The organism is Pseudoalteromonas sp. SCSIO 43210, from assembly GCF_054133285.1.
Genome location: NZ_CP087225.1, coordinates 398,241 through 410,890 on the forward strand (window position 1 = coordinate 398,241; position 12,650 = coordinate 410,890).

General features: G+C 39.6%; 11 protein-coding genes. 7 read left to right on the top strand and 4 right to left on the bottom strand.

Features of this window, described 5'->3' with window-relative positions; all coding sequences use genetic code 11:
* Positions 1-27: 27 nt before the first annotated feature.
* The 3 genes from LOS73_RS01695 to zapB all read right to left on the bottom strand — a co-directional run bounded on the left by LOS73_RS01695 (position 28) and on the right by zapB (position 1,649).
* Positions 28-1,050 (bottom strand): MBL fold metallo-hydrolase, encoded by a 1,023-nt coding sequence (locus LOS73_RS01695; RefSeq protein WP_457934376.1) that lies wholly within the window; start codon positions 1,048-1,050, stop codon positions 28-30.
* Between the two features lie 63 nt (positions 1,051-1,113).
* Entirely contained in the window at positions 1,114-1,419 is a 306-nt protein-coding gene (locus tag LOS73_RS01700) for a cell division protein ZapA (protein WP_008138870.1), read from the bottom strand.
* The gene (gene zapB, locus LOS73_RS01705; RefSeq protein ID WP_007375968.1) at positions 1,419-1,649 is read right to left on the bottom strand and encodes a cell division protein ZapB; all 231 of its coding nucleotides are present in this window, start codon (positions 1,647-1,649) and stop codon (positions 1,419-1,421) included. The genes LOS73_RS01700 and zapB overlap by 1 nt, the downstream gene beginning before the upstream one ends.
* A 218-nt stretch (positions 1,650-1,867) precedes the next feature.
* On the opposite strand from zapB, the gene LOS73_RS01710 reads away from it, so the two are divergent.
* Positions 1,868-2,707, top strand: a complete 840-nt coding sequence (locus LOS73_RS01710) for a 23S rRNA (adenine(2030)-N(6))-methyltransferase RlmJ (protein ID WP_007375969.1) — start codon at positions 1,868-1,870, stop codon at positions 2,705-2,707.
* Positions 2,708-2,758: 51 nt separating this feature from the next.
* On the opposite strand, the gene LOS73_RS01715 is transcribed toward LOS73_RS01710, so the two are convergent.
* Entirely contained in the window at positions 2,759-3,325 is a 567-nt protein-coding gene (locus LOS73_RS01715; protein WP_007375970.1) for a PhnA domain-containing protein, read from the bottom strand.
* Positions 3,326-3,830: 505 nt separating this feature from the next.
* Here LOS73_RS01715 and LOS73_RS01720 point away from each other — a divergent pair.
* The 6 genes from LOS73_RS01720 to LOS73_RS01745 all read left to right on the top strand — a co-directional run bounded on the left by LOS73_RS01720 (position 3,831) and on the right by LOS73_RS01745 (position 12,481).
* Positions 3,831-5,096, top strand: coding sequence for an EAL and HDOD domain-containing protein (locus tag LOS73_RS01720; protein WP_007375971.1), 1,266 nt, complete (start codon positions 3,831-3,833; stop codon positions 5,094-5,096).
* Between the two features lie 2 nt (positions 5,097-5,098).
* Entirely contained in the window at positions 5,099-5,713 is a 615-nt protein-coding gene (locus LOS73_RS01725) for a paraquat-inducible protein A (RefSeq protein ID WP_033016366.1), read from the top strand.
* Positions 5,714-5,807: 94 nt separating this feature from the next.
* On the top strand, positions 5,808-6,170 hold the full coding sequence (locus tag LOS73_RS01730) for a hypothetical protein (protein ID WP_306304990.1): 363 nt from the start codon (positions 5,808-5,810) through the stop codon (positions 6,168-6,170).
* A gap of 257 nt (positions 6,171-6,427) precedes the next feature.
* Positions 6,428-7,804: a TolC family protein gene (locus tag LOS73_RS01735; RefSeq protein ID WP_008138875.1), complete on the top strand. Its 1,377-nt coding sequence runs from the start codon at positions 6,428-6,430 to the stop codon at positions 7,802-7,804.
* Positions 7,794-9,356 (top strand): efflux RND transporter periplasmic adaptor subunit, encoded by a 1,563-nt coding sequence (locus tag LOS73_RS01740; RefSeq protein ID WP_457934377.1) that lies wholly within the window; start codon positions 7,794-7,796, stop codon positions 9,354-9,356. Before LOS73_RS01735 ends, LOS73_RS01740 begins: the two co-directional genes overlap by 11 nt.
* 8 nt (positions 9,357-9,364) lie before the next feature.
* The gene (locus LOS73_RS01745) at positions 9,365-12,481 is read left to right on the top strand and encodes an efflux RND transporter permease subunit (RefSeq protein WP_457934378.1); all 3,117 of its coding nucleotides are present in this window, start codon (positions 9,365-9,367) and stop codon (positions 12,479-12,481) included.
* The last annotated feature ends 169 nt before the right edge of the window (positions 12,482-12,650 follow it).

A 12,650-nucleotide genomic window follows, 5' to 3' on the forward strand; every position in this document is an offset into this window, starting at 1 on the left:
TATTTTAACACAGTCCATTGTGTTGAGTTATTTTGCGTTTTTCGCGCGAGCTAATCCTGATTGCAAAAACAAATTGCTCGATTTTGCATTTAAAGATTCTTCTGTGTAAGGTTTCATTACTTTTTCAGGAAACGATAACACAAGTTGTTCTATCGTTTGATCGTTGTTTTTGTTCACATGCTCAGTAATAGCGGTTAGAAATGCTAACGGCTGTTTGAGTTGAGCTCTGTCAAGTATACCACCATGCCCAGGTATAATCAGCGCAAGATTTTCATCGTCAATGTATTGTTTAAGCAGCGTTTGCCAGCTTTTAAATTCGCCGTGCCCAGGATAAGGGAGCCAGTCAACAATGTCGCCACCAATTAAAATACGACCGCTATTAGTTGTGAGTGTTAAGTCACCACTTGTGTGGGCTTGATGAGCGTTTAAGGTTACTTTAAAACCCCCTAAATCAAGAGTTTTATTTTCATCAATAATAATTTCTGGCGACTTTAGTTGATATTCTTGCCAGCGAAAAAGGCGTTTTTTTGCAAGCTCCAACTTTTCACGCCATTGTGCTTGTTCTACTTTTGAAATACCTGCTAAGCGTTGGTAACTCAGCTCTATACTTTTCTCGTAACTATCGAGTTGGTCATTAAATGCTTTTTGGTAGCGATTAAAATCGCTATTTACTTGCTGATGCACAATTAGTTTTGCATCAGGGTAGAAGTGTTGCATAACCGCCATACCGAGTAAATGATCATCGTGGTAATGCGAAGCAACTAAGTAGCATAATGGTGTTTTTAGGTGTTTTTTTAGGTCATTAGCTAGCTGTTCCACAGCAGCAAAATTACCGCTTGCATCAACAAGTAGTGCACACTTGTCACCTTCGATAAGTACTTGGTTAGAGTCGTAAAAACGCAGCTTTTTTTCTTGTTCTAAAAATTGGATATTAGCATTAATAGTTACCCAATTGACTGCGCCATAAGTTGTTGGCGCTACGAGTAATAAAGAACATGCTAGTAGTAAGTATTTACATGAAGCGATTATATAAGATAGGTTTAACTTCATCCTGTGTCTCTACGCTATTATTTAATTATGCTAATAATAAACAAAAAGCGCAGTTTGCGCTTTTTATTTTTGATGTGAGGGGTCATTTGCCAAATGCTGACTTAGTTTGTCAACGAGTTGGTCTTGTTGCTGTTGCTCAACTGTAGCCTGTGTTTTTGCTTCTAGCAATTCGTGGCTTAAGTTTAACGCTGCCATAAGTAAGGCTTTTTGATCATTTCGAACTGAAGAGCGTTGTTTCATTTGCTCCACCAAATCATTAAGGTTTTTAGCTGCTGCTATTAGTGCCTCTTCTTGTCCTTCAGGACAAGCAAATTGCTGCTCTTGACCTAGCAATTCAACAGTGACCCGCTGGTTTTGCAGCTCAGACATTAGCTAGCCTGTTGTGCACTTTGTAATTTATCAAGAAGACCAGATAAAGTTGTGCTGGCATCTTTTTGTTTTTCTTCGTTTTCAATAGCTTCTAGCTGTAATAGTTCGTTTTCATCTGCTAGTTTGCTATTTTGTTCTTTTAAGTTTGAAACATCAGTTAGCAATTGATTATTACGATCAATTAGTGAATCGATCAGTTGTTCGAGTTGTTGAAGAGTATTGTTATTCATAAAGGCGCTCATATAACTGTAATTAATGTCATGCAAATGTAAAGCAAAGTGTATTGATTTGCCAGCATTTACGGTGGTTTTAGCTGATTTTTCTTCTGCGTTAAGGGATAATTCAGCGTGAAGGCTTTTTCATTCATAAATGGTTCACTCTCAGTTGCCAAAGTATAGTGCTTATGGTTCACTGTTTTTTATTAAATAGCGTATGGCGAAAATAAATAATGCTTAGTTATAGACACTCATTTCATGCTGGTAACCCTGCCGATGTACTCAAACATTTAGTGTTAGCGCAAGTACTAGGTTATCAAACAATTAAAGATAAACCACTTGATTACATAGACACACACTCAGGCGCAGGTTTTTTTGAATTAGCCGCAGCTGATTCGCAAAAAACACAAGAATATCAAGATGGTATAGAAAAGTTGTGGCAGCATAAAAGTGAACACGCTGCGCTTAATGAATATATAGCGTTAATTAAATCGTTTAATGAAACAGATGAACTTGCATTTTATCCGGGCTCACCAAAGATTGCTGAGCACTTTTTACGTCGTCACGATAAAGGATGGTTTTTTGAGCTGCATCCGCGCGATTTGTTATTACTTGAAGAGAATATGCAAGGTAAACGATCTATTCGTGTACGTGGTGAGAATGGATTTACTGGATTGGTAGGCCTTTTGCCACCTGCTTCACGCAGAGCATGTGTATTGATCGACCCACCATATGAAATTAAGGATGATTATGAAACGGTTGTTACTACTTTAATCAAAGCGTACCAGCGTTTTTCGACAGGTACTTATATGATTTGGTATCCTGTAGTGGATAGGGAACGTATTGATAATATGGAGCAAGGTTTAATAGATTCAGGTATGCGTAATATTCAATTATTTGAATTGGGCACTGAAGATGACACCGATGTACACGGCATGACCGCATCTGGCATGATAGTCATTAATCCGCCATGGAAACTAAAGCAAACTATGGATGCAGTGCTACCAGAGCTCATGACTTTATTAAGCAAGCCGAGTGGCTTTTATCGTAGTGAACAATTAGTAAATGAATAGCTGAAATGTTAAATAAAAAGCGCTGTGCAATACAGCGCTTATTTTTATGCCTTATTTTTTAACGTATTTAGTTAAAATAACAATACGTTGACCATCAACTCGCCCTTCAATATGTTCAGGATTACTCGTTAAGCCAATATTGCGTACTGCGGTACCGCGTTTAGCGGTAAGGCTACTGCCTTTAACGTCTAAATCTTTAATAAGTGTAACGGTATCGCCAGCTTGAAGTACCACACCGTTGCTATCAACATGTTTAACATCGTCATCTTCCGCAAGTGCTTTTTTAGCCCAAGCAAGTGTATCTTCTTCAAGGTAAATCATGTCGAGTGCGTCTTGTGCCCAGCCATTATCAGGCGCTAAGCGCGAAAGCATTCTGTAAGCTACAACTTGTACTGCGGGTGTTTGGCTCCACATGCTGTCATTTAAACAGTGCCAATGTGTTGGTGTTAATTCGCTACTGTTTTCGATTTGATCTTTACAGGTTTGACATGTGTAAATACATTTATCTGAATGAGTTTCTGTCACAGGAGGTACTTCGTATACAGAAAGGTTTTCGGTTGCTGCACATAATTCACATTGATTACTACTGCGTTCAATTAAGGCTTTTTCAATACTCATGAAGGTTCTTATTTAAGTGAAGTTTACATTTGGCGTTATTATACCCTAGCAAGGCTGCTGAACGCTATAAGCCCCTTGGTTTTGTAAGGGTATATTATTCATGCGGGGGGGGGAATTTCTGAACCCTAGGCCTGTTTATCTTTCGAGGTTAAATTTGCAGCAGTCAGTTTGGTATTTAGGCAAGGCAGAGCCTATGGTGTGTGGCTATTCCCATAAATAGCCCCACGATTGAACAAATTTTAATCCGCAAAGGTCAACAAGCCCAGTTGTTTATTCTTTTTGTAAGGCGTTTATGCAATATATGTAATGTGTCTGTGGGAGGTTTGATAATAAAAACGATGGCAATAGATCACTATTTTTATATTTAGTTGAGCATCCTTTTATATGATTTACTTTTAGTTGTTTGCAATGATTAAGATATTTTTACTATACTTTTAATTTGTCACATGTATTAAAGTAACTATATAAGTGCTATTTGCACACATGAACTTACAGGCTAAACCTATTGAAAGTGTCTAATACACCAACTTTAACTCCTACTCTTACGCAGTATGTAGCAAGACAACCCATATTTAATGCTGAAAAAGAGGTTTTTGCGTATGAGTTGCTGTATAGGAATTCATCAAATAACGCCTTTCCAGTAGGTACAAGTGATGAACATGCAACGAGCCGTTTATTTTTTAATACGCTTATGTTGGTAGGTGCTGAAAAGCTTACTGCGCATCAACTGGCATTTATTAATTTATCAACGGATGCATTACTCGATGACTTCCCTAAATTATTAAATCCTGAAATGACGGTTATTGAAATTGTAGAACGCACAGTGAATATAGATGAAGTAGCTAAACGTGTTACGTCATTAAAAAAAGAGGGATACACTTTTGCACTTGATGATTATGATGGCGATGCAAAGTGGGAGCCATTATTAGCACTTGTTAGTTATATAAAAATAGAGGCCGATGAGCCCATAATAAAAACTAATATGCACGTAAAAAAGCTTAAGCGTAAATACCCTCACTGTAAAATTATTGTTGAGCGTATAGAGACACACGAGCAGTTTAAAGTACTAAAAACTGCTGGATGTGACTTATTTCAGGGGTTCTTTTTTGCTCGTCCAGAAATGCTAACTTACAGTGGTATCGATCCTTCAAAAGTTACTGTGTTTGATTTACTTAAATCAACGTCAAAAGAGTCTTTATGTTTTGAGGAGATACATCAGCGTGTAGCCAGAGATGTTGGTATTACCACGCGTATTTTGAAATTAGCTAATGCACGCTCAGGAAATAGTAATTTAGTAATTACGTCTATTTCGCAAGCTGTAGTGTATCTAGGCGAAGACGTTATTCGCCAGTTTGTCCGCGTACTAGCTCTCAGTGACTTAGGTATAGATAAACCGACAGAGCTCACTAAATTTGCACTTGTGCGAGCAAGGTTAATAGAGTTAATTTTAACTGAAGAAAGTCGTGATTTGGCTCAGCAAGGCTATTTAGTTGGGTTGTTCTCAATGCTTGATGCCATTTTGGATATTGAATTAAATAGTATTGTTAAAGAATTTACACTAAACAAAGATATCACTGATGCTTTATTACATGGCTCTGGGGTGCTAGGCGATTGCTTAATTCTTGCCAAAGCTATCGAAAATAAAAACTGGTCATTAGTTGATACAACCTTAAAAGAAATCAATCCACAGCTCCCAATTGAGAAACTTTATAACTTTGTTTTAGAGTCGATGCTTTATAGTGATGATGTAATAGAGGTTGTGGTTGATTAAATATGCGTAATTGGTTGTCGGTTATAAGTGTAGTGGTTGCTCTTTGTTTATTGTTTCCTGGTATTACAAAACCAGTATTAACAATAGAGGGCAACATAGATAAATCAAAGTTAGCGCAAGCGGGTATTGAAATGCTGGCTGAAGAGGGCGATGGCCGGACTCGCAGCATGCTAATGATGTTCTCGAATATGCTAGGGCTTGATAAGTTAGAGGGCGAGATTAGCGCCTATAACAAAACACAAAGTATTTTAGGTACAGTTAAAGAACTTGCTAATAATAACAATTTACTTGTAGCTGCTTTAGTGGGGTTGTTTTCTATTGTTATTCCAAGCTTGAAGCTGCTATTACAATTGCTTTATTGTTGCCTACCTTTGAATGGGTTTAAGCAAAAGCTCGGTCTGGTTATTTGTGCATTAAGTAAGTGGAGCATGGTTGATGTATTTGTTATTGCATTAATAGTGACTTATCTAGCAGGTAACGCTCATGGTAAAAGTGGTGAGCTACTTGTTATGAATGCACAATTTGGTGAGGGCTTTTGGTATTTTAGCGCATATTGTATATTTGCAATTATAGCGAGTAACTTAATTAAAACACCTGATAAACCGCAGTCTACATAATTAAAGTATTTGTGGTTGCCGTTAGGTTATCTTACAATCATTTTAAAATTTATTAAAAGGCATAATGTTGCAACGTTTTTACTCTAGTTTACTCATGATAACTTTACTGCTCACTTTTGTGGGTCAGGCAGTTGCGTCTGTAGCTATGGTATGCGAAATGCCACATATGCCAACAAAAACAGCAATGCATGCCCAAATGCCAATGACACACAGTAGTGATGCAACAGCTGTTGCTAGCATGTCTGAAAATATGATGCAGATGGATTGTTGCGACGACGAAAGTACGCCACAAAATGATTGCAAATGCCCTATGAGTGGCTGCGCTGCTAATTCAATGCTTAATGTTGATACTTTATTTAGCGTTATTTTACTTGAATCTGAAAAAGTAAATATAAGTGTATTTACTACACAAATTAATATACCTCGTTCACTCTACCGTCCTCCTATGTCTGCTTAATAGCAGGATAGGTGTAATATCAATTTTATTGAAAACATGCTCATTTTAGGAACTAAATAACTCTCTAACTGCGTTAAAAATTACTTATATAAAGCAACTATACTGCGTAATTTTTTCCTTTTTATAGAGCTATTTCCCTACCGCAATAATAGATCATTAATTCAATGCAATTGATATAAAAGGTTTTTGTAAAACTCCTAAACACCTTTTTTGCTTCCTAATTTAAGATTTTCTTTTATTTTTAGATGGAGCAGGTGATGAACCACGCTGTAAGTATTAAAGCCGTATTATGTAGTGTTGTGTTATTTAGCACAGCTGTTAATGCGCAAAACAATTCAAATAACCTAAATATCGATACGCTAAAGCAAGCCCGCAATGAGCGAACGCTTAGCTTAACGCAAGCGCTTAATTATGCATTAACGCATGAGCCATGGCTAAAAGCGAGTGGCTACCAAGAAGATGCCGCAATAGCGCAAAGTATTGCCGCAGGCACCTTACCCGATCCTGTTTTAACGGTTGGCTTACTTAACTTACCTACTAACGGTTATGCGTTTGATCAAGAAGGGATGACGCAGCTTAAAGTCGATTTGAGCCAAAAGTTTAGCCGAGGGAATAGTTTAGCACTTAAACAAAAGGCATTAGCTCAGTCTGCTCAACAATATCCTTGGCAGCGCGCCGATCGCTTAGCACAAGTAAAAGCAATTGTGATTGAGTCGTGGTTAAACGCGTATCGTGCTCAGCGAAGTATTGCTTTAATTGAGCAAGATAAAGGGCTATTTACTCAGCTTATTGAAATTACCGAAGCAAGCTACGCAAGTACCTTAGGTAAAACACGCCAGCAAGATATTATTCGTGCGCAATTAGAGCTCACTCGCCTTGAAGATAAGCTGGTTATGCTTGAGCAGCAATTTGAAAGTGCTAAAAACCGTTTAGCACAGTGGTTACCTATGAATATGCTTATGCAGCCTTTAAATGCCGAATTTACTAAAATCACAGGGCTGGTTGATTTTGCAAACATTGAATTTGATAAATTAATACAGTTGCTTATGGCGCATCCCGCAATTATTGCGATAGACAAAACCGTCACCGCAAAGCAAACCGAAGTTGCGCTCGCTAAGCAAAGCTACAAACCTCAAATGGGCGTTAATGTGGGTTATGGTTACCGAGATGATACGCCTATGGGGGAGTCGCGAGCTGATTTACTTTCGGTAGGGTTTAGTATTGATTTGCCATTGTTTACTGATAACAGACAAGATCAACAGGTTAAATCGGCTATTGCTAGTGCAGAAGCTACTAAAACACAAAAGCTGGTGGCGCTTCAAAAACTCAAAGGCATGTACTTTAAGGAGTTTAGCCAACTCGTTCGTTTGCAAAAACGCGATGCGCTTTATCAAAGTACGTTATTACCGCAAATGTCAGAGCAATCTCAAGCAACACTTAATGCTTATACGCGCGACGATGGGGATTTTTCTGACGTGATGCGCGCGCGTATTAGTGAGCTTAACGCCAAAATAGACGCGCTTAATATTCAAGTAGATCAGCATATTATTACCGCTCGCCTTAATTATTATGCAAGTAGCTTAGACCCCCAAGTAATGAGCGAGCAAACTGGAGAATTACACAATGAATACTAATTTAAAGTTACTTGTTGCTGCCTTAGTTGGTGCGGGCGCATTTGCGTTAATTGGCGCCTTAGTAATGCAGTTTTTACCTAGTAACTCGGCAATGCATGAACAGCAAAGTGCTGAAAAACAGCCCTTATATTGGGTAGCCCCTATGGATAGTAATTACAGGCGTGACGCGCCAGGGCTGTCGCCAATGGGAATGGATTTAGTCCCTGTATATGAAAACGATAGCAATGCTCAGGATGGACCAGGTGCAGTAACTATTTCGCCTGCAGTAGTTAATAACTTGGGGGTAAGAACCGCCAAAGTAGAGCTTAAAACACTTCACAGCGATATAAATACTGTAGGTTATGTGCAATATAACCAAGACCAACTTATTCACATTCATCCGCGTGTAGAAGGCTGGATTGAAAGCTTGTACGTTAAAGCGCAAGGTGCCCAAGTTAAAGCCGGTGAGCCTTTATATACTTTGTATTCACCACAATTGGTGAACGCACAGGAAGAGCTTTTACTGGCGGTGAATCGTAATAATACCGTGTTAATTCGCGCAGCAAAGGCACGTTTAGAGTCGTTAAATGTGTCTGATGGATTTATCGAGCGCTTACAAAAAAATAAAACGATAATGCAAAATATTACTTTTTACGCAAAGCAAAGTGGTGTGGTAGATGAGCTAACAGTACGAGAAGGCTTTTACGTTAAACCAGGCACATCAATGATGAGTATTGCTCAGCTTGATGAAATTTGGGTAGAGGCAGAAGTTTTCGAGCGCCAATCAGAGCTAGTGAGCGTTGGTTTACCTGTAACAATGACGCTTGATTACTTAAAAGGTCAAAAGTGGGAAGGTAAGGTTGATTACATTTACCCCGCGCTTGATGCTAAAAACCGGACTCTGCGTGTAAGGCTCAGGTTTGAAAATGCAGATCATCGGTTAAAACCAAATATGTTTGCACAAGTGAGCATTCACGCTAAAGCGAGTAAAGCGCAATTTACAGTCCCTAAAGAAGCGGTAATTCGCACGCAGCATCAAAACCGTGTGGTTATTGCATTAGGTGAGGGGCGTTTTAAATCAGTAGAAGTAGAAGTTGGGCAAATTAATAGTAATGAAGCGGTCATTTTGTCAGGTGTAATGACAGGTGACACGGTAGTGACCTCAGCGCAATTTTTAATAGACTCTGAGTCAAGTAAGAGCTCCGACTTTAAACGAATGGAAATACCTAGTTCTGGTATTAGCTCAGGTATGGGGTCGGATTCTGGTTCAGGCTCTAATATGAACATGGATATGCAGCCACAAAGCGCCACGGTTAACGGCACTATTAATGCCATAGATATACAAAATCGCATTATAAATATTAGTCGAGAAGCCATTGAAAAATGGAATCGAGAACCCGCCACAATGGACTTTTTATTAGCGCCAGATATTGATATTAGTCAGTTTGAAAATGCCCAGTATATTAATTTTACTTTTAGCATTATTAATGATGAATTTGTAATCACTAAAGCGCAAAACGCAGAGCTGATTGATCATTCTACTATGCAACCTATGCAACACAGTTCTCACTAGGAGTCATTATGATAACTGCCATTATTCGCTGGTCTGTTAGCAATCGCTTTTTTGTGTTGTTGCTTACATTAATTTTACTAGGTGGAGGGTTGTTTGCGATAAAAAATACGCCCGTGGATGCCTTGCCTGACTTATCTGATGTTCAGGTCATTATAAAAACTACTTATCCGGGGCAAGCGCCGCAAGTAGTGCAAGACCAAGTTACATTTCCTCTCACTACAGCAATGCTTTCTGTGCCGGGTGCGCAAACCGTAAGAGGTTTTTCATTTTTTGGTGACTCGTACGTTTACGTTATTTTTGACGAAAAAACCGATTTGTATTGGGCGCGTAGCCGAGTACAAGAATACCTAAGCCAAGTAGCAAACCGATTGCCCGATAGCGCTACGCCAGAGCTTGGTCCTGATGCAACAGGCGTAGGTTGGATTTACTTATACGCACTAATTGATAAAACAAATAAACACGATATTAGTCAGCTACGAAGCTTACAAGATTGGTTTTTAAAGTTTGAGCTACAAACCGTACCAGGAGTCTCTGAAGTGGCTGCTGTTGGTGGCATGGTTAAGCAATACCAAGTCAATGTAGAGCCCGATAAATTACGTGCATATGGTATCCCGCTTAGCCTTATTCAAACCGCTATCCAGCAAGGCAACCAAGAGATGGGCGCCTCAGTAGTTGAAATGGCTGAAGCTGAATACATGGTAACAAGCACCGGCTACATTAAGAGTGTTGCCGACCTAGAAGCTATTCCGCTTGGCGTAAACGCCAACGGTACTGCGCTGCAATTGCGTGATGTAGCTGATATTAGAGTCGGGCCGCAAATGCGCCGTGGTATTGCAGAGCTAAATGGCGAAGGCGAAGTAACTGGCGGCATCGTTATTATGCGCTATGGCGAAAATGCACAAAAAACTATTGAGCTGGTAAAAGAAAAATTAGAATCGCTTAAAAAGGGATTACCAGAGGGCGTTGAAATAGTCCCTGTGTACGATCGCTCCAACTTAATAAATAACGCGGTAGATAATCTAACGAGTAAGCTAATTGAAGAGCTGATTGTAGTTGCTTTGGTGTGTGTGGTGTTTTTGTTTCATGTGCGCTCATCATTGGTGGCAATTATTACGTTACCGCTTGGCATTTTAACGGCATTTATAATTATGTATTGGCAGGGGATTAACGCCAATATTATGTCTTTAGGGGGAATTGCAATAGCGATAGGCGCAATGACCGACGGCGCTATCGTTATGATTGAAAATATGCACAAACATATGGAAAAAACGCCCCTTACCAACGAAAATCGCTGGGAAGTTGTGGCTAAATCGGCGAGTGAAGTGGGTCCTGCATTATTTTTTAGTTTATTAATTATTACCGTCAGCTTTATGCCGGTATTTATTTTAGAAGCGCAAGAAGGACGTATGTTTGCGCCACTGGCTTACACTAAAACCTATGCTATGGCAGCGTCTGCTGGGCTTGCGATTACCTTAGTGCCGGTATTAATGGGTTACTTTATTAGAGGTAAAGTTATTTCGGAGCAAAAAAATCCAGTTAACCGATTACTCGTCGCAGCGTATCGCCCACTACTTAACTGGGTGCTTAAATTTCCAAAAATGACATTGGTACTCGCGGTGGTTGTTTCTGTTATTGGCTTTTATCCGGTAAACAAAATTGGCAGTGAATTTATTCCGCCACTTGATGAGGGCGACTTAATGTATATGCCCACAACGTATCCTGGTTTATCGGTAGGTAAAGCGCGCGAAATACTACAGCAAACCGACAAGCTAATTGCCACAGTACCCGAGGTTAAAACCGTATTTGGTAAAGTTGGGCGAGCAGAAACAGCAACAGATCCTGCGCCGCTTACAATGATAGAGACGTTTATTCAGTTAAAACCAAAAAACGAATGGCGCGAGGGGATGACTCTTGAAAAACTAAAAAAAGAACTCGACGGTTTGGTTAAGTTTCCGGGGTTGACGAACGCGTGGGTAATGCCAATTAAAACACGTATTGATATGCTCGCAACCGGTATTAAAACTCCCGTGGGCATTAAAGTTGCGGGACCAAAGTTGAGTGAAATTCAAAAAATTGGTCAACAAATAGAAGTGCTTTTAAAAGATGTGCAAGGCACCGCATCGGTTTATTCAGAGCGAGTAGCCGGTGGACGTTATATAAAAGTAGATATAAATCGTGAAAAAGCCGCGCGTTATAGTTTAAACATTAGCGACGTACAGCAAGTTGTATCTACTGCAATAGGTGGCACAAACGTAACACAAACGGTAGAAGGGCAAGAGCGCTACCCAGTTAATTTGCGTTACCCGCAAGCATACAGAGACTCGCCAGAAGAGCTAATGTTGTTACCTATTGTAACGCCTACAGGGCAGCGTATAGCACTTGGTGATGTAGCTGATGTATTTATTGAAGATGGACCGCCTGGTATAAAAAGCGAAAATGCACGTTTAAACGGTTGGAGTTTTATTGATATAGATGGCGTTGATATTGGTACTTACGTTGAGCACGCTCAGCAAGTGCTCGATAAAGACCTAATACTACCTGCTGGCTACTCAATTACGTGGGCTGGGCAGTATGAATACATGCAGCGCGCTAAAGACAAACTGACTTATGTATTACCACTTACATTAGCGATTATTATTTTATTGCTTTACCTTAATTTTAGAAGCTTTGCTGAGGTCACAATTATTATGGCTACGTTGCCACTAGCAATGATTGGTGGCGTATGGCTAATGTATTTAGAGGGCTTTAACTTTTCAGTTGCAGTAGGTGTGGGCTTTATTGCCTTAGCTGGGGTAGCGGTAGAAATTGGGGTCATTATGTTGGTGTATTTAAACCAAGCCTATCAAGAAAAGTGCCTCGAAGCAGAGCAAGCCGGAAAACCGCTTAGCTTAGTGCAATTACAGCAAGCTATCATTGAAGGTGCAGGGCTTCGAGTACGCCCAGTTATGATGACAGTTGCGACAATTATTATTGGCTTACTGCCTGTGCTTTATGGCACGGGCACCGGAAGCGAAGTAATGAGCCGAATAGCAGCGCCTATGGTTGGCGGTATGGGCAGTGCAATTGTACTTACTTTACTTGTTATTCCTGCGGTTTACCTACTGTGGCGTAAGCGAGATTTGTAAAAGTATTAGGGAGTAAGTCAAGTATTTATTCCCTACATACCAGAGTTGTTTTTAGAATACCTTCATTATCGCTAATTAGATGTTTTTAATTTGTTAGATTAATGATAACTCATTATGTTCATTTGTTTTTTTTTGTGAATAATGAACGGTGGTTTTATTTAAGGAACGA

Excerpts from the sequence above, each read along its gene's own strand:
- LOS73_RS01735 (WP_008138875.1), top strand. The coding sequence starts at position 6,428 with ATGAACCACGCTGTAAGTATTAAAGCCGTATTATGTAGTGTTGTGTTA.
- LOS73_RS01715 (WP_007375970.1), bottom strand. The coding sequence starts at position 3,325 with ATGAGTATTGAAAAAGCCTTAATTGAACGCAGTAGTAATCAATGTGAA.
- LOS73_RS01725 (WP_033016366.1), top strand. The coding sequence starts at position 5,099 with ATGCGTAATTGGTTGTCGGTTATAAGTGTAGTGGTTGCTCTTTGTTTA.
- LOS73_RS01695 (WP_457934376.1), bottom strand. The coding sequence starts at position 1,050 with ATGAAGTTAAACCTATCTTATATAATCGCTTCATGTAAATACTTACTA.
- zapB (WP_007375968.1), bottom strand. The coding sequence starts at position 1,649 with ATGAATAACAATACTCTTCAACAACTCGAACAACTGATCGATTCACTA.
- LOS73_RS01730 (WP_306304990.1), top strand. The coding sequence starts at position 5,808 with ATGATAACTTTACTGCTCACTTTTGTGGGTCAGGCAGTTGCGTCTGTA.
- LOS73_RS01740 (WP_457934377.1), top strand. The coding sequence starts at position 7,794 with ATGAATACTAATTTAAAGTTACTTGTTGCTGCCTTAGTTGGTGCGGGC.
- LOS73_RS01700 (WP_008138870.1), bottom strand. The coding sequence starts at position 1,419 with ATGTCTGAGCTGCAAAACCAGCGGGTCACTGTTGAATTGCTAGGTCAA.
- LOS73_RS01745 (WP_457934378.1), top strand. The coding sequence starts at position 9,365 with ATGATAACTGCCATTATTCGCTGGTCTGTTAGCAATCGCTTTTTTGTG.
- LOS73_RS01710 (WP_007375969.1), top strand. The coding sequence starts at position 1,868 with ATGCTTAGTTATAGACACTCATTTCATGCTGGTAACCCTGCCGATGTA.